Genomic DNA, 19,918 nt, shown 5'->3' on the forward strand with positions numbered 1-19,918 from the left:
ATCCTTCGGAAATTTTACAGTTTATTCTACTTTGACAGGCGTAATTCCTGTCGTGAAAATGCGACAAATCGCTGTCGCATCTTAACTTTTTAAGGAGTTACATCTTGTCAATCTGGGCACGGCGCACTTGGTGCGGCGTTTGGCCAAACGATTGACGGTAAGCAACAGAAAACCCTGATTGGTAGCCACAAGCCAGAGCGACCTCTTGGATGCTCATATTCGTATTCAGCAACAGGTTATGCGCATGGCTTAAACGCAGTTCGCGATAATAACGACCAGGGCTGCAACCTGTTAGTGACTTGAAGTTACGCTCCAACCAACGCGGTGTGCGACCGATGCTTTTGGCAAGGTCAGTCATCGTGACAGGTTCTTCAATATTTTCCTGCATGATTTTGACAGCTTTATTCAAAATACGTGCGTCTGTGTTTAACGTGGCAAGAATTTCTGGCTGTAGCGTGTCAAACGCGCGAATGCGGTCGTGCAAGATAATCTTGGAAACGATCATCAGTTTGGCACTGGAAACATAACGCCCCAAAAGTGCCAAAGCGATGTCAGCTGTGGCACCCATACCCGCACTTGTAATAACCTGATCTTGGGTCACAGCAAGCGATGAACGGATGCCGTAAATACCTTGCTCTTCTTCCAACAGCGCACGGTTTTCCCAGTGGGTTGTGTGCAAAATTGCATTGTCTTGATTTGACGAAATATAACGGCTGGCAGCCTCTGCCAATAGGATCACAAGCGCACCGCCGTGGCGGTAACGTGCGGCGAATTTTTCCACATCCAAAGACATGTAAAACGGATCAGCACTGCCGATAAACACCACATGATCTGGGCGAGGATTCTCAGCAATAACCTCTGTTTCCACATAGGCGCCGATGCTGGACGTCACACGTCCACCATCCTCTGAACAGAACTTCCATTTGAACTTTTCAAAGCTCAACACACGGTTCGCAATACGCAGAACATCCACGATTCCAGACAACTCCATCATCACGAAGTTCTCTGATAAAACGACATCAAAAGTTACAACATCTTTTGCAGTATCCAAAGTCGTATTCGCTTGTTTTTCCATCACTTAATCTCTCTATGACGCAAAATTCTTGGCTAACAACGCAATATGCGCTGGCCCAACTTCACAACAACCACCCACAATCGCGGCACCTTCATTAACCCAGTCTTGGGCAAACTTTAAATAGGCTTCTGGGCCTAAATCCGTTCGTGTCTCCAACACATCTACCGTTGCACCGATGCGATCAAACGCATCAGATATGTTCACAAAACCATTCGCATATGCACCAACTGGCAAATCGTTCCCAACCAGAATTGGAACTGCATTTGACACTGCTTCTGGTGCGGAACAATTCACCAAAACAGCAGCTGGGCCGTATTCTTTTAACAGCGGCAAAACATCACTTACTGCTTCACCTGACCGTAATTTAGCACCATCTTTGTCATCAACAGATATGGCCACCCAAACAGGTATATCATATTCCATTGATGCCATCAAAGCACCGTGCACCTGATCCACAGATGCCATCGTTTCACATATAAACATATCCACGAATTTCGCCTGTGTATCACAGACCCGTCGATAAGCTTGTGCTGCTTCTTTCGCTGGTGGACATTTGTCAGGTTGGTATGAAAACCCCTGTGGTCCAAGTGATCCAGCAACCAATCCCGCGCCATGTGCATCACGTGATTGAACAGCTTGTTGGCAGGCAACTTCGGTTAACTCTTGTAGACGATCGCCTAACCCATGATGGATCAGGCGATCTGGTAGAACCGAATACGTATTGGTCGTTGCAATATGCGCCCCAGCGGCAAAATACTCGTCGTGTACTTCGCGCACCATTTCTGGGTTATCCAGTAAGGCTTGCACTGACCAAAGCGATGTCGCTTTGCCGGCACGGGCCACCAATTCTTGGCCCATGCCTCCATCTAGTATGGCTATGCTCAAGCCATGATTCTTTCGTTAGAAGGATCCCAAAGTGGTTGGTCTTCTTGAACAACTGCTTTGAAACGATTGCCATAGATTTCCAATTCCAGCTCTGTACCAGGTGCTGCTGCATCTGCGCGGACAACGCCCAATGCGATACTTGCGTTCACACGGTAGCCGTAGTTGCCAGATGTTGTTTCACCAACACGTTCGCCGTCTTTCCAAACGATTGACATGTATGGCGCATCGATTTCTGGTGTATCCACGATCAACGTTACGAAGGCTTTCTTTGATCCTGCTTGCTTCTCAGCTTGCAAGACTGCTTTACCTGGGAAGTCTTGTTCTTTGTTCAAACGTGTAAAGCGCTCAAGACCGCCTTCAAGCAATGTGTAATCTGTTGAAAGATCACCTTTCCAAGAACGGTAGCCTTTTTCGATACGCATTGAATCTAGGGCAAACATACCGAATGGTGTAGCGCCTGCTTCACGAATAGCTTCGTAAGCATTTGCTGCATCTTCCGTTTTTGTATGAACTTCCCAGCCCAATTCACCACCGAAACAGATACGCATCAATTTCGCAGGCTTACCTGCAAATGTTGCGTCTTGGTGTGTCAACCAACCTGTAGACAAATCAGCGTCTGTCAGACCAGCCAACAACTCGCGTGACTTTGGACCACAAACAAGGTGTGTGCTGTATTCTGTCGTGGTGTCGACAAGTTCGAATGATGCATTCGCAGGAACAGCAGCTTGCAAAAACTCAAGATCGTGCCATTGCGCAACAGCCGCTGTCATCAACATGAAGTCATCTTCGCCAAAGCGGATGATTGTCACCTCTGTTACGATACGACCGCGTGTATCTGCAAAGTAACCCAATGTCATACGACCTGCTTTTGGAAGTGCACCAGCAACCTGAGTGCGAAGCCATTCAGCAGCGCCTTCACCTTTTAGCGTGTAACGAGAGAAACCTGGCATATCCAAAACAGCAACATTGTCACGACATGCTTCAACTTCTTCTTTAACACGCACAGCCCATGGACCATTGCGCTCCCAAGTTTCTGTCGCCGCTTCTGAAGTGTCATCACCGTCTTTTGCAAACCAGTTCGCACGTTCCCAACCGTTATATGCGCCCATTTGACCGCCATCAGCCAACAAACGATCGTGGTTCTGTGACAATTTCTTATCACGACCAGCAGGCCATTCGTGGTGTGGGAAATGCATCGCATATTCGTTGCCATATGTTTCCATAGCTTTTTGGTAACAGAAATCTTCGTCAGCGTGGTCTGTATAACGACGTGGATCGATTGCCCACATATCCCACTCTGTTTCGCCGTGCATGATCCATTCAGAAAGGACCTTACCAGCGCCACCACCTTGTGTGATACCGAATGTGAATGAATGTGCCTCGAATGCATTTTTAACACCTGGCATTGGGCCAACCATTGGCAAACCATCTGGTGCGTATGGAATTGGACCGTTGATGTTACGGCTCACACCACCTGTACCTAACAATGGTACACGCTCACATGCATCCATGATGTACCACTCAAGACGATCCAAATCATCTGGGTAAAGTTGGAAGCTAAAGTCGTCTGGCATTTTATCTTCTGGAGTTACCCAATGTGCCTTACAGTTACGCTCATATGGACCTAGGTTCAGACCATAGTTATCTTGGCGCAGGTAATATGAGCTGTCTACGTCACGCAACATAGGAATGTGACCACCGCCATTACCAACTGTCCATTCTTTCAACTCAGGAATTTCTTCTGTTAGGAAGTACTGGTGAGACATTGTGATCATTGGAACAGTACGGCCACCGTATGGTTTGAACCATTCGCCAACGCGTTGCGCATAGTAACCACCAGCATTTACAACGAACTCACAACGAATGTCGCCTTTATCTGTGTGTACAACCCATTCATCACCATCACGTGTTACATTTGTTGCTGGTGTGAAACGGTGGATTGAACCGCCTGCGTCACGAGCACCTTTAGCCAAAGCCTGTGTCAGCTGCGCTGGATCGATGTCACCATCCAATGGGTCCCAAAGACCACCAGCCAAATCATGTGTTTCCATGAATGGGAAGTGTTTTTGCAGTTCTTCTGGGGAACACATGTCCATTTCAAGACCTTGGTAACGTGCCATGGATGCCACGTGTTCAAATTCTTGCATACGTTCTTTGGTGTGCGCCAAACGAACGGCACCTGTTACGTGATAGTTGATTGGATAATCAACCATATCAGCCAAGTCACGGTACATAGCCAATGAATAACGCTGCATGTTCATCACAGCCCAGTTCGCTGCGAAGTTAGGAGTGTTACCAGCTGCGTGCCATGTAGACCCCGCAGTCAATTCGTTCTTTTCCAAAAGAACACAATCTTTCCAACCAGCTTTCGCTAGGTGGTATAACGTAGAAACACCGACGACGCCGCCGCCGATAATGACAACTCGCGCTGTCGTTGGAAAATCAGACATAGTTTTCTCCCTTAGTCCATTCCTTGCTTTGCAGCTGCACTACAAAACATTTACCTAAAAATTCTCTCAGTACTGGTCCAATTGTCTTGGGCCAGTCTCAATCTCGTAATAGTCACCTTTGTCCGCCACAAAGATATGGCGGTCTGTAGTCAAACCTGTTTCACCATCCAAAGTGCCTGTCGCAACAGATGTCGCATCTTCACCATCTAGCTGCCAAAACATGCTGGAACCGCAGTCTTTGCAAAACGCGCGGCGTGCCGTGTCAGATGAACGGAACCATTTCAATCCAGCGTCTTTGGTCACAACAAAGTCCTTGCTAGGGGTTTGGGTTGCCGACCAATAATGTCCACTGGTTTTACGGCACTGCGTACAATGACACGCAACAGATGGGCGCAAAGCGCCACGTAATTCATATTGCACCGCACCGCAGCAGCAGGATCCTTTATGTACTTCAGTCATACTCAATCCTCCTCAATACACTGGCGGTGCAATAACCCACACAGCAACCGCTTCAACGGCATGTGGGTTTGACCATTTAAAAGGTTCACCTTTGATGCGAAAACTATCACCAGGTGACAGATCGAATTTCTTATCACCTATCCAAAGTGTCATATTTCCAGACAGCATATATCCAACTTCTTGCGTTGGACGTGTCACATAATCTGGCAAAGCGGCACCTGGTTCAAAGATGGAGTGAATCATCTCAAAATCATCTGTCAGATCAGGGGATAATAACTCCTCGACCAACCCAACGGCGCCGCCGCCGATTTTGCGACGTGTATCTTTTCGAACGACATATCCAATTTCATCTGAATGCGCTTCGGCCTGACCAAAGAAGATAGAAACAGGGACAGTCAAAACCTTGGCAATAGAGCGCAGTTCTTCGATCGAGGGCTCAGAGATATCTCGTTCAACTTGGCTCATCCAGCCTACAGATCTGTCTAATGTTTCTGACATCTCAATCAGCGTTATGCCGCGCGATTTACGTATGCTGCGGACATCTGCGCCTAAAGATCCAGATTTTTGTGTAATATATGTCATAATCGTCCGTGAAATTTATCGTTAAAATTTCATGAAGACAAGCGAATTTCGCGTCGGATTGCGACCAAAACCTGTCGCTCATGAAGCTATTTTTAAAAAAATGAGAGAAAGCTTTGTCAAAAAGTGTGACTTATGTCACTGTTTGGTAAATTCGAATCTTTGGTGACATATGCTACGCAACAAACACACGTTCAAACCAAACTCATTTCTTGGAAGCATCAGCCAAGAAAGTTGGGATGTATTGTCCGCACATTGGACAACACATACGTATCAATCTGGTCAGTTCTTAATATCTGCGGATGATGAACATACCGATATATTTTTTATCCTATCAGGTGCAGCAAAAGTTACAATCTATACGCCAGCTGGTCGCGAAGTTTCTTTTGCAGCCATCACCGCTGGTGACAGCTTTGGCGAATATGCTGCAATTGATAACGCGCCGAGATCCAGCAGTGTGGTCGCTTCTGGTGATTGTATAGCCGCATCGCTAGGCTCTGATCAATTCCGCAACCTATTGCTTTCAAACTCAGATATATCATTTGCGCTGCACAAAGTTATGGTCGCGCAACTGCGTAAGCTTTCAAAGCGCGTGATCGATTTTAATGCAAAATCTGCAGATATGCGGTTACAAGAAACGCTTTTAGAATTGGCCAATACACAGGCCCATGAACAAGACGCTGTTTTAATCGAACGCCCGCCAACACAAAGCGAGCTGGCTGCTTATATTTTCTCATCCCGTGAAGGTGTTGCACGTGAAATGGGACGTTTGCGCAAAGCGGGAATTATAGAACGCCAAAAACGCAGCCTATACATACCGTCCGTGAAAAAATTGCAAAATTTGATTGATGAAAATAGTTAAACTTGCGCTTGCTTTCGCGTGAACACCCAATCATTTTCACCTGATAGTTTTGGCTGGAATTTATACCCATCGATGTCAAAATCCTTCAACCCATCTGGCCGATCAATACGATTTTGCACCATATAGCGCGCCATAGAACCGCGTGCTTTCTTTGCAAAGAAGCCAATCATCTTTAATCCATCTTCTCGTTCTTCTTTAAACGCTGGAACGATGACACGAGATGACATGTTTTTACCTGTGGCTTTGAAATATTCATTCGATGCACAGTTCACGACCACGCCGTTTGATACTTCATCTAAAGCAATCCCAACTTTATCGCCCCAATAGGCGTAAAGATTGGTACCCGCAGAATTTTTCAAACGGCTGCCCATTTCCAAACGGTAGGGTTGAATGCGGTCCAGCGGACGCAACACACCATAAAGGCCAGATAAAATACGCAAATGCTCTTGGGCGTATTCCACATCACCTGAATCCAAACTGTCGGCTTGCAATCCAGTGTATGTATCACCCGCAAACGCATAGGCCGCTTGTTTGGAATTACGTTCATCAGACTTTGCAGCAAACGCTGCAAATCGGTCTTTGTTCAAGCTTGCCAAATCTTCACTGATTTTCATGAGATTACGCAGATCAGAAACAGATAGCTTACGTGCCACTTCAGCCAATTCATTCGCATTGTCCTGAAAGTCAGGCATAGTTTGCCCAAAGCCATCTTTAAGCGGATCAAAATTCAGTTTCTTAGCAGGTGATAAAACAGCAAGCATTGCACAGCCCCAAAATTCAAAGTTGAAATAGAACATAGCACTCTTGGCGACCGCGCCAAGGTCATTCTGTTGTCAGAACGTTCAAAAAAGCTTGCCCAAAGCGTTCAGCTTTTTTCGCCCCCATACCTTGAATATTTTCCAACTCTGATAGATTGCGCGGACGGCGTTGTGCGATCTGAGAAAGTGTGGAGCTTGTACAGTTCAAATAGGTGTCGAACCCGCTTTCACCTTTTGCCAAACGCACTTGCACCTCTTGCAACTGATCAAAGACTTCTCCTGCATCGCGCCCCACTAAACGACGGCGCTGTGGATGCACCTCGTCAACATTGCCAGAGATCACCTCCAAAAATGCTTTACCATATCGCTCTAGTTTTTTTGCACCCACACCTGGCAACTGTAAAAACCCATCCAAATCCATCGGTTTCATAGTGGCCATGGCAATCAAAGTACTATCTGGAAACACCACATAAGCCGGTGCTTGAATAGCTTCGGCCAATTCACGGCGCTTGGCTTTTAGTGCTGACATCAACGCTTCATCTTCTTCTGCCACCAATGCTTTTACGCGTGGCCCGCGGCGTGATTGTTTCACGATCGTATCAAGGCGCAACTCAATCTTTTCCTCATCCCGCAAAATCGGGCGCGCCGCTTCGGTCATCCTCATTGCACCATAGCGTTCCATATCAGGACGGATCAGATCATATCCCATCATTTGCCTGAAAATAGCTTGCCACTGCGCACGATCATAATCTTTACCCACACCATAGGTCGGTAAATCCTGATGACCTTTGGCTTTGACTTTATCCGTTTCTTTACCCAACAAGATATCAATCAGATGTCCCGCACCAAACCATTCTCCTGTACGTAAAATAGCGGATAATGCCATACGCACAGCTGTGGTTCCATCGAACAATTCTGGTGGACTGTCACACAGATCACAGTTGCCACAGCTTTCCATGTCATCACCGAAATATCGCAACAACACGCGGCGACGGCAACGGCGCGCCTCTGCCAATCCCAACAGTGCATTCAAACGTCCATGATCCGCTTGTTTGCGTTCTGCGGGTGCCAAACCCTCATCAATCTGACTTCTACGCAACCGCACATCATCGGCACCGTATAATGTCAGCGTTTCCGCTGGTGCTCCATCGCGGCCAGCGCGACCAATTTCTTGGTAATAGGACTCCATCGATTTTGGCAAATCCGCATGTGCGACCCAACGGATATCAGGCTTATCTATACCCATGCCAAACGCCACAGTTGCACAGACAATCAGCCCATCCTCACGTTGAAATCGTGTTTCGGCCAAACGGCGATCATCTGGATCCATACCCGCATGATAATGCAAGGCAACATGTCCCTCAGCACGCAAAGCTTGCGCTAGCGTTTCAGTTTTGGCACGCGAGCCACAATAAATAATCCCAGATTGATCTTTGCGCGCAGATACAAAATCCAACAACTGTTTACGAGGACTGTTCTTTGGCGCAAAGGCCAGATGGATGTTCGGGCGATCAAACCCTTTCAGGAAAACCTGCGCATCACGCCCTTTAAACAGGCGCTCGCCAATCTCATCACGCGTCTCTTGATCTGCTGTCGCCGTGAACGCGGCCAGCGGCACATTTAGCATATCACGCAACTCACCAATACGCAGATAATCGGGTCGAAAATCATGTCCCCATTGGCTGACACAATGCGCTTCGTCCACCGCTATCATCGACACGTTTGCCTTACGCAGCAATATCGATGTACCTGGATTTGCCAACCGTTCAGGTGCGATATAAAGCAGTTTAAGACGCCCCTCTTCAATTGCTTGGAACACCAGTTCGGTTTCTTCTTCGGTATTGCCAGAGGTCAATGCGCCTGCTTCCACCCCAATCGCTTGCAATGCATTCACCTGATCTCGCATCAATGCAATCAGCGGCGAAATCACAACCGTCACACCATCACGCACCAATGCAGGTAGTTGGAAACATAATGATTTACCACCACCTGTTGGCATAATCGCTAGAACGTCTTTGCCCTTAGATACAGCCGCAACAATTTCTTCCTGTCCCTCGCGGAACTGGTCAAAACCAAAAACGTCTTTCAAAAAAGAGGTGTGTGCGTTCATCTATCTATTATTATTTGGCTGCTTGTTAACCATAAGACTCGCATATTGAGAATCTATGAACAAGCGCCAACTAGATGTGTTGTAAAATATGTACCCATGTATCGCCGTATTTGCGTGCATCTAACATCTCAAACCCGTCTATCGCAATCTGTTCACTGCCTTCTTCCCAAACCACCAACGCATTTTGGGCCAACCACCCACCTTCTGCTGCGGCAGCCAAAGCTTTACCACCAAGATTTTTGCCATAAGGGGGATCCAAAAAAATCAGATTAAACGGTTCATAATTCGAAGGGCCCATTTTTGTAGCGTCACGGCGAAACAGCTTGGTTACACCAATCACACGTAAAATATCAATATTCTGGCGGATCAACGCACGCGCCTTTACACCATCATCCACAAACAATGCGAATGACGCTCCACGTGACAGCGCCTCAAACCCCAATGCACCCGTACCTGCAAACAGATCCAATACACGCGCATCGGCAATAGGATCGCCGTAGCCACCATTCACCAGTAAATTGAAAATACTTTCGCGCACACGGTCCGTTGTTGGGCGTAGATGTGCTCCACTGTCACCTTTGCCGACAGACGCTAGTGCTGTGCTTTTATATTTGCCCGCAACAATCCGCATTACATGAAAGACTTCAGGTCAGCATCTGGATCAGCGACAGCTGCTTTATCAATCGTCTTACCAGCTTCGATAACACGCTTGCCGATCATATACCCACGCGGGTCATTCATCGCATCAACAGCCAGCAATTGATCGCCCTTGTAGTACCAGAATGACACCGTACTGTCCTTGTCGCCCTGACGCGTGACAACATCATCGTAGCCCGTGTTCAAGCCAGCGATTTGCAACTTCACATCATACTGATCTGACCAAAACCACGGCTTTGCCACATAAGGTTTCTTCGCACCCATGATATTTTCGGCAACAATCTCTGCCTGATCAATCGCGTTTGGAACCGATTCCAAACGAATGCGTTCGCCTTTATATGGGAAAGACGCGCAATCGCCTGCCGCCCATATATTTGAAAAGGATGTGCAGCCGTAAGCGTCCGTTGCGATACCATTATCAATCTCAACACCCGCATCCTCAGCTACATCGATATTAGGCAGAATGCCCACGCCAACGATTGCAAAATCGATATCCATTTCGGTGCCGTCTGAAAGTTTGGCCCCCACCACACGGCCATCATCGCCGATCAAGTGATCCAATCCAACGCCTTCGATGATATTCACACCTTTTGATCTGTGCAAAGCACGGAAATAATAAGACGTTTGTGAACAGGCCACACGTTGTAAAATACGATCAGCCATTTCCACCAAGGTCACTTTCAAGCCCTTAGCGGATGCTACGGCGGCTGCTTCCAACCCAATGTAACCGCCACCGATAACCAACACATGCTTGCCTTCGGCAAACTCTGGCTCCATCGCATCCACATCCGTCAAACCACGCACGCCGTAAACACCATCCAAATCACCGCCGATTGAGGCAGGTAAATAGCGCAGTTTCGATCCGGTCGTGAAGACAAGGTGATCATATTTCAGCTCTTCACCAGAAACCGTAATCGTGCCCTTATATACGTCCAAAGCTGAAACCGTTTCACCTGTGCGCAAATTGATTTCATTCTCTGCGTAAAATGATTCTGGTTTTAGGTACAAACGTTCCAAATCCATCTCACCCAAAAGGTATTTTTTTGACAAAGGCGGGCGTTGATAAGGTGGTGCTTTTTCTTCGCCGATCAAAGTGATTTGTCCATCAAACCCTTGATTTCTAAGCTTAACCACCAAAGAACTGCCAGCTTGACCAGCGCCAATTACAACGACATGTGACATTTAGTTAGTACCCTAATTAATTTACTGGTCTAAAACCATTCAACGATCTATATATATTCATAATGCAAACTCAACTTAGAAAGTGAACCCTATGTCATTATCTGCTGGCGATACATTACCAGACGCAACTTTGATGCATCTTGGCGCTGAAGGCCCTGAAGAAATTAACCTAAATGAATTGGTAGCTGGCAAGAAAGTTGTCATCTTTGCCGTACCGGGCGCATATACTCCAACATGTTCATCCGCTCACATGCCAAGCTTTGTGAAAAATGCTGATGCATTGAAAGCAAAAGGTGTGGACGAAATTATATGTGTGTCCGTAAACGATGTTTTCGTGATGAACTCATGGGGCAAAGATATGGGTGCGGATGCTGCTGGCATTCACTGTTTCGCAGATGGCGATAGCAGCTTTACAAAAGCAATCGGCATGGATTTTTCTGCCCCACCTGTTGGCCTGATCGACCGTTCAAAGCGTTACGCAATGGTTGTGAACGACGGCACAGTCACAGCATTCCAAGCCGAAGAAAGCCCAGGCGTATGTGACGTATCAGGTGCTGAACACATCATGGATGCTCTGTAAAATTATTGGGCCAATTTGTTCATCATCTTGGCCAACTTAATATCCAACTCTGACAACCCATCCACATCATGGGTTGTCAGTATAACCTCAACTCGGTTGTAAACATTCGACCACTCAGGATGATGGTTCCATTTTTCCGCATACATCGCAACACGGGTCATCCAACCAAAAGCCTGGTTGAAAGTTTTGAATTTAAAGCTTTGGGAAATCGCATCGCGATCATCCACCATCGCCCAACCTTCATTCAGAAGTTCTGCCAAAACCGTTTCGCGTTCTTGTGACGTTAATAGTTCAGCCATCTTGTTCACCTTCCACTTTTTTAAACGGGCCGTAATCCGTTAGAATTTCGATTTCTTCATCTATAGCCTCACGTTCCGCCTGTAGATACTTTCCAACAGCGTCCCGAAACCCTGGATCAGCAAACCAGTGCAGCGAATACGTTGGCTTGGGCAAATACCCACGTGCCAGTTTATGTTCACCTTGCGCGCCCGCCTCTACCCGTTTCAACCCATGTCGGATCGCATAATCAATCGCCACATAGTAACACACTTCAAAATGCAAACAGGAATGATGTTCTGTACAGCCCCAATAACGACCATACAAACAATCCTCTCCAATAAAATTCAAAGCCCCCGCGACCCAGCGCCCTTCGCGTTCGCAAAGCACTAACAGCACATCATCGCGCATCTGTTCCTGCACAATATCAAAGAACTCCCGTGTTAAATATGGCGATCCCCATTTCCGCATTCCAGTGTCTTGGTAAAACATCCAAAACGCATCCCAATGTTCAGGCTGAATATCATCGCCTGTCAGCTCGACAATACGTCCGCCAAACGCTTGTGCTTGTTTGCGCTCTTTGCGGATGTTTTTGCGTTTACGGGATGAAAGGGCATTCAAAAAATCGTCGAAAGTTTCATAGTTATCATTCAACCAATGAAACTGCTGTCCTGTTCTTTGCAACAATCCAATCTGTTCACCAATCTCAAACTCTTCTTGCGTACAAAAGGTCATATGAAAAGACGACAGTTGATTGTTCGCCGCAACTTGAACAGCGCCTTGGGCAAGTGCAGATTGCCCAACCACTTCATACCCCTCGCGGCACAAAAAGCGTGAGCCAGTCACAGGTGTGAATGGAATAGCTGCTTGTAGTTTTGGATAATACCGCCCACCTGCATTTTCATAGGCATGAGCCCAATTGTGATCAAAGATGTATTCGCCCTGTGAGTGCGATTTAGCATAAAGCGGCATCACGGCAATAATGTCATCACCTTGGCGTGCAACCAAATGATGCGCTTGCCAACCTGTACCTGCGCCAACAGAACCGCTGTCTTCGAGTGCTTTTAAAAACCGATGTGTTGTGAACGGATCATGTGCGCGCCCATCCGTATGCCGCACACATGCATCCCAATCCTTGGCTGAAATGTCTGACAAGCCATTCAATACATCTATGGTAATTTTTTCTGGGTCAGACATAGGGTCGCTTAAGCTAGGTACCTTTCAAAGGTAACATTCTGTGCCACTTGTCGAGCAATTTTTTCCTGCTCCGCAGATTTGACAGTCCAACATAAAATATCCGCACCCATAGCTTTAACTCGCGCAACAGGCGCATCCGTCAGATAGTTTACATTATGTGAAATGAAACAGGCACCCACCCGCTCATAATCAGGGATTTCCGCCAATTCTTTGCGTCTTGCCTCTGGGATCAACGGCCAATTTTCTTTCAAATACGGATCTGTTACGATACCCCGCGCGATGTCTGGCGCCCACTTTGCACATTTCGCAACCGTATGCGGGTTAAAGGACATCAATGCCTTGTCCCCTTTATACGCGTTCATCAACGCACAGGTTGCTTTGGCCAATTTGCCAACCTTTGGCCCCAAAGCCCCGTCTTGATCTTTGATTTCCACCAACAATGGAACCTGCCCATTCACCTCTGCCAAAAACGCTTCAAGCGTGGGAATACCTTCATCCCCACCCTTTAGGGCAACACTACTCAATTCCGCTGCATTACACTGCGCCACAACACCATTTGCATATGTTAGACGTTCCAATGAATAGTCATGAAACACCATTGGAACACCATCTTTGGACAGTTGTAGATCAATCTCTATGCCATATCCGCGTTCAATAGCGGCACGCGCGCCTGCAATAGAGTTTTCAGGCCGCCCATCTGTCACATCATGCAAAGTACGATGTGTAATAGGCGCCTGAAAAAATGATTTTGCTAACATTATGCAGAAATCTGGAAGATGCCTTCCACTTCGACAGACACATTGAACGGTAACGATCCACAGCCAACAGCCGCACGCGCATGAGCGCCAAGATCACCAAAAACCTCACCCATCAGGTCAGATGCGCCGTTCACAACAGCAGGGTGATTCTCAAAATCAGGGGTCGCATTCACGAATCCACCCAATTTTACGACTTTTTTCACGCGATCTAGATCACCACCACAAGCTTCACGCAGTTGAGCGATAAGATTTAAGCCACAAACACGTGCTGCAGCCGCACCATCCTCTACAGATGCGCTATCACCCAGCTTTCCAGTGATTAAACCCGTTGAATCTTTAGATACTTGGCCTGAAATATAGACCATATCGCCAACAATTACGTATGGAACGTAGTTTGCAGCAGGTGCGGGCGCTTCTGGCAACTCTATACCTAATTCTACCAAGCGTGTTTCGATTTTACCGGCCATTTGGCTCTCCTTTAACAAATCGTCTTTGTGCATTGATGCAACAGAATTAATCAAGCGTCATCAATAATCGTGACATTTGTCATATGCTGGATGGACAGTCTCGTCCAAAAGGCTATTATTAAGTCTGATTTAAACAATAAGAAGTAGTTCCGTGTTTTTTAATAAGTCTCCCCTAATTAGATACACAGCTAAAGCCACAGCAATGGCATCGGCAGCGATTGCGCTGTCTGCATGCACCCCACCTGTGTCGAAATCTGCGTTCAACGACCCGTACGAACCACAAAACCGCAAGGTTCATAAGTTCAACAAAGGCCTTGATAGAGCATTGGTTGGCCCAACTGCTAAAGGCTATGGCTTCATCACGCCACCTGTATTGATCAACGCTGTTGACAATGCCGCAGCTTATTTAGGCCTACCAGGTCAAGCGATCAATAATATTTTGCAAGGTGATGCTAAAGGGTTTGGACAAACGGTTTTAACCTTTACGCTTAACACACTTACTTTTGGCATTGGTGATTTGGCAGGTAATGCTGGCGTTACTGATAATAATGCTGACTTTGGGCAAACACTTGATGTTTGGGGGTTCCGCGAAGGTATCTATCACGAAGTACCTGTCTTGGGTCCAAGCACAGAGCGCGATACAATTGGCTTTGTTGTCGATACAGCCCTAAATCCAACAAATTTCTTCTTGGGTGATGGCATTGGCCTTACATTTGGCATTCTGGATCGCTTAGGCGATAGAAACGAATTTTCTGATGTTATTGAGGACACTCTTTATAAATCAGAGGACAGTTATGCGGCTGCACGATCACTTTACTTGCAAAACCGTAATTTCAAATTAAATAATGGCGTTAACGAAGACAGTCTGGAGGATCCCTTTGCTGATTTCTAACACATCAACCCGTAGATCATTTCTTTTATGCGCAGCCGCAACTGCTGGTGTAGCAGCTGTGCCTACAGCAAGCTTTGCCTTAACAACAGCTGGTGCTGAAAAACTTATCAACCGTCTGACTGATGACATTTTCACGGTTATCAATTCAGGTAAAACAGGTGCTCCGCTTTATCGTGAGTTTAACCGCATCTTTAACCGCTATGCTGCGGTAAGTGCGATTGCGCGTACAACACTAGGTCCACCTTGGCGTTCTGCATCACCAGCACAGCAAAAAGCCTATGTGAATGCATTTGGTGGTTACTTGTCTCGCAAATACGGCAAGCGTTTCCGCGAATTCATCGGTGCCGAGATTCAAGTGGTCAGCGCTAAATCCGTGAAGCGCGGTGTTTTGGTTAAAAGCAACGTAAAGCTTAAAGGCAAATCACCATTCACTGTTGAATGGCAGGTTTTTGACCGCGGAAACAATCCACAAATGTTCGATCTTTATATCGAAGGCATCAGCATGATCAAATCAGAGCGCGAAGAAATCGGCACTCTGTTTGACCGCAGCGGCGGCAAGATGGATAAATTCATCGAACGCTTGAAAGCAGCTGGTTAATTCTTACGTCCAAAAATGTTGCCGAGCACTTTCTTTAGGATTGTCTCGGCATCATCTTCCAAACGTTTCAACTCTTCATCAATTTTCTGACCTAAATTCCCACCACCAATTGTCGTGGTTGGTCGTCCTTCTGCTGTTTCAGGAACCAGGTCATCCACAACAGGCAATGGGCGGATCATTGGTAAGGTTTTAGAGGGAACTCCCTCATGAACCCGCACCATCGTTTCGCGCCAAATGTCAGCAGGCAGTCCACCGCCTGTAACCCCAGTTAACTTAGAGTTATCGTCGTACCCCATCCAAACACCAGCAACATAATCTGCTGTAAATCCAATAAACCATGCATCACGTGCACCTTGTGTTGTGCCAGTCTTACCAGCGGCCTCACGCCCTTCTAGGCGCGCGCGGCGGCCCGTTCCGTTTTCCACAACTTGGTTCATCATATAAATCAATTCAGCCGCTGAACGGTCGTTGATAACACGTTGCCCGTTCCCTGCCGATTTACCCATCAACGGCGTATCATCCCCCTGGATAGTCAATTCCATTACACCATATGGTTTCGCATTGACACCTGAGTTCAAAATACCCGCATACGCACCAGTCATTTCTAGTAATGTTGACTCAGATGCACCTAATGCCAAGGCAGGGCCATCCGCCAATTTATTAGCAATCCCAAAATCCTGCGCCAATACTTTGACTTTTTCACGCCCGACATTCTCCGATACTCTCACAGCCGCTGTATTCACAGACTCAGATAGGGCTTCTGTAAACGTTATGGGGCCTAGGAATTTTTTCGTATAATTTTTGGGGCTCCATTTCCCTGAGCCAGGAATGTTCAACGTTAGCGGCTCATCAATCACAACAGAATCGTAACTCATCCCGTTTTCCAAAGCCGCTGCATAAACAAACGGCTTAAAAGATGACCCTGTTTGGCGTAACGCTTGTGTGGCGCGGTTAAATCCACCTGCAATCCCAAGGTTGCGACCACCAACAATGGCGCGCACAGCCCCATCACGAGACATCACAACAATCGCCGCTTGTGCCTTCGACCCTTCGCGCACTTTTTCAGCAAAGATATAATCAAGTGCGCTTTCTGCAGCACGTTGAACGCGCTCATCAAACGTTGTCTTAATCACGATATCTTCTGTCGTGTCTTTCAAAATAAAGTCAGGACCAGATTCCATAATCCAATCTGCAAAATATCCACCTGCACGTTTTTCAGCCACCGCAGATAATTTGGCAGGATTATTCCGCGCAGTGATCGCTTCGCCCTTTGACAGGTACCCCTGATCTTCCATTAACCCGACAATCAGATTGGCACGCCCTTGTGCCCTGCCAATATCACGTGTTGGCGCAAAGCGACTTGGGGCTTTCAACAAACCCGCCAACATCGCGGCTTCGGACGCATTCACAACACGCGCAGACTTTGCAAAATATCTTTGGCTTGCCGCTTCAAACCCATAAGACCCAGCGCCCAAATAAGCACGGTTCAAATAGATCGTTAGGATTTCTTCTTTCGTGTATTTCAATTCCATCGCGATGGACATTGGCACTTCTTTTAACTTCCGCTCCTTGGATGGAAGATCGGAAAAGAACACACGCTTTGCCACCTGTTGCGTAATCGTGGAACCGCCATTACCAGATAACGGCGAACGACCTGCACGCATGTTAATACGTATCGCACTGGCGATACCGCGCGGGGAAATCCCGAAATGTCTGTAAAATCTCTTATCCTCTGTCGCAACGACAGCATCCTTCAAATAAGGCGATACAGTTTCCGAAGAAACCAAACCACCGAATTGATCGCCCCGCCATGCAAACACTTCACCCTGATGATCCCTCATAGTCACAGAGCCGCGCTTACGATCATCCATCAACGCAACAGCATCAGGCAGATCTTTATAATAATAAGCAGTGCCTGCGCCGATGAGCAAAGCCAACAGAACGGCAACCGTTAAACCGATTTTCCAGAAAACCCGCAAAATGGAAAAAAGAATCCTTTTAAAGAATCCAATAACCCCGCCTTGCCGCTTTTTTGGCGGCTTTGTAGGTTTCCTCTTTTTGGGTGCCTTTTTCGGCGGCTCGTCGAAATGTTTCATCGGCGCCACCAATGGGGGCTTGTTGATACCTTTGTTTGCCATAGCGGTTCTTTGCTGCTCTTTTTTACCCGAATCTATGCGTTCTGAACGCATTTGTGGAGTACCTAAGATGGGATTTCCACAATACTTTTTGCATATTTTTTATACAATTTTATATCTGTGTCTATTTTTTAGGCATAAATGTTAATTTTTTCACAAACTGCTCCCAGATTCATTGAAGCTGGTACTCAGTGCCTATCTTTTGACCCTCATTGAAAGCGCACCACGTTGGTGTGCCCATGAAAGAGGGTCAAATGAAACTTATCATTGCAACCATAAAGCCGTTCAAATTGGAAGAAGTACGCGAAGCACTCACCAAAGCGGGCGCAACAGGTATGATGGTATCCGAAATTAAAGGATACGGCGCACAGTCTGGTCATACAGAAATTTATCGCGGTGCGGAGTATGCTGTAAACTTCGTTCCAAAAATCCGCATCGAAGTGGTCGTTGCTGACGATCTAACCGATACAATTATTTCCACCATCGAAGACACTGCCAAAACAGGCAAAATCGGTGATGGCAAAATCTTTGTCCTAAACGTGGAAGAAGCCGTACGCGTACGTACTGGCGAAAAAGGCGCAGACGCCGTCTAAAACTTATCCAAGGAAATGAACATGTACTCTTTAACAAAAACTCTTGGTCTTGGATTGGCCGCAACTGCACTGCCAGTTGCAGCTCTTGCACAAGACGCCCCTACAGCTGTGCCAACAGAAGTGGGTTACATCCTTACAACGCTACTATTTCTAATTGGTGGCTTCTTAGTTTTCTTCATGGCAGCTGGTTTTGCTATGTTGGAAGCAGGCCTTGTTCGTTCTAAAAACGTAACAATGCAGCTGACAAAAAACATGGGGTTGTTCGGCCTTGCATGTATCTTTTACTACCTGATCGGCTTTAAGCTAATGTATCCAGGTAAGGATTGGACAACATTTGGGGGTAAACTTCCAGAAGGTATTCTTGGTACGTTTGAACGAACAATCTTAGAACCAGTTGGCTTAGCAGCAGCAGATGCTGACTTAGCTTATGCATCTGTTGGTTCAGATTTCTTCTTTCAGTTGATGTTCTGTGCAGCAACAGCGTCTATCGTTTCTGGCGCTTTGGCTGAGCGTATCAAACTATGGCCATTCCTGATCTTCACAATCGTTTTGACAGCAGTGATCTACCCAATCCAGGCTTCTTGGAAATGGGGCGGTGGCTTCTTGGACGCTATGGGTTTCCTAGACTTCGCTGGTTCAACAGTTGTTCACTCTGTAGGTGGCTGGGCTGCTTTGGCTGGTGCGCTAATTCTTGGTGCACGTATCGGTAAATACAAAGACGGTAAAACTGTTCCAATGATCGCGTCAAACCTTCCAATGGCAACATTGGGCACATTCATCCTTTGGTTGGGTTGGTTTGGCTTTAACGGTGGCTCACAATTGGCTATGGGCACAGTTGGCGATATTGCGGATATCTCTCGTATCTTTGTAAACACAAACGCAGCAGCTGCCGCAGGTGCCGTGGCCGCTTTGATCCTTACACAACTGCTTTACAAAAAGCCTGATCTTACAATGATCCTAAACGGAGCACTAGCAGGCCTAGTCTCTATCACTGCAGAACCACTAACACCAAGCATTGGCGCAGCATCTTTGATCGGTGCCGCTGGTGGTATCATCGTAGTGTTCGGTGTTCCATTCTTGGACAAACTGAAAATCGACGATGTTGTTGGTGCAATCCCAGTTCACCTGTTCTGCGGTATCTGGGGTACAATCGCTGTTGTATTCACTAACGGTGACGCTTCACTGGGCACGCAATTGTACTCAATCGCAGTTGTCGGCGTGTTCACATTCGTAGCGTCAGCCATCCTTTGGTTCATCCTAAAAGCAGTCATGGGCATCCGTGTCAGCGAAGAAGAGGAAGTGATGGGCTTAGATAAATCTGAGCTGGGTATGGAAGCATACAACATCGAAGGTTAATCCCTGACCTTCATATCCTCCCAATCGAACCAGCCCTTCGGGGCTGGTT

20 protein-coding genes are annotated in these 19,918 nt (G+C 46.9%); 6 read left to right on the forward strand and 14 right to left on the reverse strand.

The genetic code is table 11. From position 1 onward, the window contains the following. Positions 1–97: 97 nt before the first annotated feature. From F9L33_RS06885 to F9L33_RS06905, 5 genes are all read right to left on the reverse strand, one after another. Positions 98–1,075: a GlxA family transcriptional regulator gene (locus F9L33_RS06885; RefSeq protein ID WP_152142035.1), complete on the reverse strand. Its 978-nt coding sequence runs from the start codon at positions 1,073–1,075 to the stop codon at positions 98–100. A 12-nt stretch (positions 1,076–1,087) separates the two neighbouring features. Next, positions 1,088–1,960 (reverse strand): homocysteine S-methyltransferase family protein, encoded by an 873-nt coding sequence (locus F9L33_RS06890; protein ID WP_152142036.1) that lies wholly within the window; start codon positions 1,958–1,960, stop codon positions 1,088–1,090. Further along, on the reverse strand, positions 1,957–4,410 hold the full coding sequence (locus tag F9L33_RS06895) for an FAD-dependent oxidoreductase (RefSeq protein WP_152142037.1): 2,454 nt from the start codon (positions 4,408–4,410) through the stop codon (positions 1,957–1,959). The genes F9L33_RS06890 and F9L33_RS06895 overlap by 4 nt, the downstream gene beginning before the upstream one ends. 66 nt (positions 4,411–4,476) lie before the next feature. Further along, on the reverse strand, positions 4,477–4,869 hold the full coding sequence (locus F9L33_RS06900) for a GFA family protein (protein WP_152142038.1): 393 nt from the start codon (positions 4,867–4,869) through the stop codon (positions 4,477–4,479). Positions 4,870–4,881: 12 nt separating this feature from the next. Then, positions 4,882–5,451, reverse strand: coding sequence for a helix-turn-helix domain-containing protein (locus F9L33_RS06905; protein ID WP_152142039.1), 570 nt, complete (start codon positions 5,449–5,451; stop codon positions 4,882–4,884). Positions 5,452–5,620: 169 nt separating this feature from the next. Between F9L33_RS06905 and F9L33_RS06910 the strand changes: the two genes are divergently transcribed. Then, complete coding sequence (locus F9L33_RS06910; RefSeq protein WP_152142040.1) at positions 5,621–6,310, forward strand: Crp/Fnr family transcriptional regulator; 690 nt, start codon at positions 5,621–5,623, stop codon at positions 6,308–6,310. On the opposite strand, the gene yaaA is transcribed toward F9L33_RS06910, so the two are convergent. From yaaA to F9L33_RS06930, 4 genes are all read right to left on the reverse strand, one after another. Next, on the reverse strand, positions 6,307–7,071 hold the full coding sequence (gene yaaA, locus F9L33_RS06915) for a peroxide stress protein YaaA (RefSeq protein WP_152142041.1): 765 nt from the start codon (positions 7,069–7,071) through the stop codon (positions 6,307–6,309). The genes F9L33_RS06910 and yaaA overlap by 4 nt on opposite strands. 61 nt (positions 7,072–7,132) lie before the next feature. After that, entirely contained in the window at positions 7,133–9,178 is a 2,046-nt protein-coding gene (recQ, locus tag F9L33_RS06920; protein WP_152142042.1) for a DNA helicase RecQ, read from the reverse strand. 70 nt (positions 9,179–9,248) lie between these two features. After that, the gene (rsmD, locus tag F9L33_RS06925) at positions 9,249–9,809 is read right to left on the reverse strand and encodes a 16S rRNA (guanine(966)-N(2))-methyltransferase RsmD (protein WP_152142043.1); all 561 of its coding nucleotides are present in this window, start codon (positions 9,807–9,809) and stop codon (positions 9,249–9,251) included. Next, entirely contained in the window at positions 9,809–11,017 is a 1,209-nt protein-coding gene (locus F9L33_RS06930) for an NAD(P)/FAD-dependent oxidoreductase (protein ID WP_152142044.1), read from the reverse strand. Before F9L33_RS06930 ends, rsmD begins: the two co-directional genes overlap by 1 nt. Positions 11,018–11,108: 91 nt before the next feature. Here F9L33_RS06930 and F9L33_RS06935 point away from each other — a divergent pair, with 91 nt between their 5' ends. Beyond that, a complete protein-coding gene (locus F9L33_RS06935) occupies positions 11,109–11,597 on the forward strand; it encodes a peroxiredoxin (RefSeq protein WP_152142045.1) in 489 nt (162 codons plus the stop codon). 2 nt (positions 11,598–11,599) lie between these two features. Here the strand turns inward: F9L33_RS06935 and F9L33_RS06940 are convergent, their stop codons facing one another. From F9L33_RS06940 to F9L33_RS06955, 4 genes are read right to left on the reverse strand one after another with little or no spacing between them, the layout of a single operon-like run. Next, on the reverse strand, positions 11,600–11,896 hold the full coding sequence (locus tag F9L33_RS06940) for a 4a-hydroxytetrahydrobiopterin dehydratase (protein WP_152142046.1): 297 nt from the start codon (positions 11,894–11,896) through the stop codon (positions 11,600–11,602). Further along, on the reverse strand, positions 11,889–13,070 hold the full coding sequence (locus F9L33_RS06945; protein WP_152142047.1) for a GNAT family N-acetyltransferase: 1,182 nt from the start codon (positions 13,068–13,070) through the stop codon (positions 11,889–11,891). Before F9L33_RS06945 ends, F9L33_RS06940 begins: the two co-directional genes overlap by 8 nt. An 8-nt stretch (positions 13,071–13,078) precedes the next feature. Further along, a complete protein-coding gene (locus F9L33_RS06950) occupies positions 13,079–13,828 on the reverse strand; it encodes a glycerophosphodiester phosphodiesterase family protein (protein ID WP_152142048.1) in 750 nt (249 codons plus the stop codon). Next, positions 13,828–14,295, reverse strand: coding sequence for a RidA family protein (locus tag F9L33_RS06955; protein WP_152142049.1), 468 nt, complete (start codon positions 14,293–14,295; stop codon positions 13,828–13,830). The genes F9L33_RS06950 and F9L33_RS06955 overlap by 1 nt, the downstream gene beginning before the upstream one ends. Positions 14,296–14,446: 151 nt before the next feature. Between F9L33_RS06955 and F9L33_RS06960 the strand changes: the two genes are divergently transcribed. Then, the gene (locus F9L33_RS06960; RefSeq protein ID WP_152142050.1) at positions 14,447–15,187 is read left to right on the forward strand and encodes a VacJ family lipoprotein; all 741 of its coding nucleotides are present in this window, start codon (positions 14,447–14,449) and stop codon (positions 15,185–15,187) included. Next, positions 15,174–15,785, forward strand: coding sequence for a phospholipid-binding protein MlaC (locus F9L33_RS06965; protein ID WP_226804015.1), 612 nt, complete (start codon positions 15,174–15,176; stop codon positions 15,783–15,785). The genes F9L33_RS06960 and F9L33_RS06965 overlap by 14 nt, the downstream gene beginning before the upstream one ends. Here the strand turns inward: F9L33_RS06965 and F9L33_RS06970 are convergent. After that, positions 15,782–17,923 carry a transglycosylase domain-containing protein gene (locus F9L33_RS06970; RefSeq protein WP_152142506.1) on the reverse strand — a complete coding sequence of 714 codons (2,142 nt, stop codon included), beginning with the start codon at positions 17,921–17,923 and terminating at the stop codon, positions 15,782–15,784. The two genes, F9L33_RS06965 and F9L33_RS06970, sit on opposite strands and share 4 nt — an antisense overlap. Before the next feature lie 251 nt (positions 17,924–18,174). Between F9L33_RS06970 and F9L33_RS06975 the strand changes: the two genes are divergently transcribed. Together F9L33_RS06975 and F9L33_RS06980 are read left to right on the forward strand one after the other, a co-directional pair. Then, the gene (locus F9L33_RS06975; RefSeq protein WP_152142052.1) at positions 18,175–18,513 is read left to right on the forward strand and encodes a P-II family nitrogen regulator; all 339 of its coding nucleotides are present in this window, start codon (positions 18,175–18,177) and stop codon (positions 18,511–18,513) included. Between the two features lie 21 nt (positions 18,514–18,534). Next, positions 18,535–19,869: an ammonium transporter gene (locus F9L33_RS06980; RefSeq protein ID WP_152142053.1), complete on the forward strand. Its 1,335-nt coding sequence runs from the start codon at positions 18,535–18,537 to the stop codon at positions 19,867–19,869. The last annotated feature ends 49 nt before the right edge of the window (positions 19,870–19,918 follow it).

The organism is Amylibacter sp. SFDW26 (assembly GCF_009184395.1).
Classification (GTDB): Bacteria; Pseudomonadota; Alphaproteobacteria; order Rhodobacterales; family Rhodobacteraceae; genus Amylibacter.